Source organism: Acinetobacter sp., from assembly GCF_036666595.1.
In the GTDB taxonomy this organism is placed as follows: domain Bacteria; phylum Pseudomonadota; class Gammaproteobacteria; order Pseudomonadales; family Moraxellaceae; genus Acinetobacter.
In genome coordinates this window covers 1-505 of record NZ_JAVWVO010000171.1, presented here as the reverse complement: position 1 = coordinate 505, position 505 = coordinate 1, and the positions used below count along the sequence as shown (strand labels likewise).

2 protein-coding genes are annotated in these 505 nt (G+C 42.4%); both read right to left on the bottom strand.

All coding sequences use genetic code 11. The features are described from left to right. A partial coding sequence (locus tag RR876_RS17430) for an FAD-dependent monooxygenase (RefSeq protein ID WP_332637231.1) occupies positions 1-398 on the bottom strand: 398 nt, incomplete at its 3' end. Continuing rightward, on the bottom strand, positions 395-505 hold a 111-nt coding region (locus RR876_RS17425; RefSeq protein WP_332637232.1), incomplete at its 5' end, for a hypothetical protein. The genes RR876_RS17425 and RR876_RS17430, both read right to left, overlap by 4 nt.

Here is a 505-nt window from a genome sequence, read left to right as displayed (position 1 = left end):
TCTAACATTTGTTGCTGAATTGCGAGATTGAGCAAACTAGGTTCAACCATTGAACCTAAACTTTGCTGTGCTGTTGGAAATTTTTCAGAGACATGGCCAAAATTAATTTCACCATAGCCATTTTTATTCCAAACCTGCATCCCCGTATAAGGCATTTGACGTGCAATCTTTTCCCAGACATCCACTGTTTTTAACAAATGAATGGTGGCTTGACTCAATGCAAGTACCCGAGGGTTGGCAACGGCTAACGTCCTTTCAGCATCGAGAATAGGTGCTGCATCAAGTACAGTGGCCTGTACCCCACCTTGCGCCAATAACAAAGCCGTTAAACCACCAACCAAACCGCCACCAATAATGACGACGTCCAATACCTCTACAGACTCATTCACTTGGTTCATGCTTTTAATCCCATTGCATAATTGGCAACCAAAGGCTTAATCCCCGGAATAACATCAAAAGCCACTAGACCTGTATTACGTAATAATTTAAGCACTGGGTTTTGATT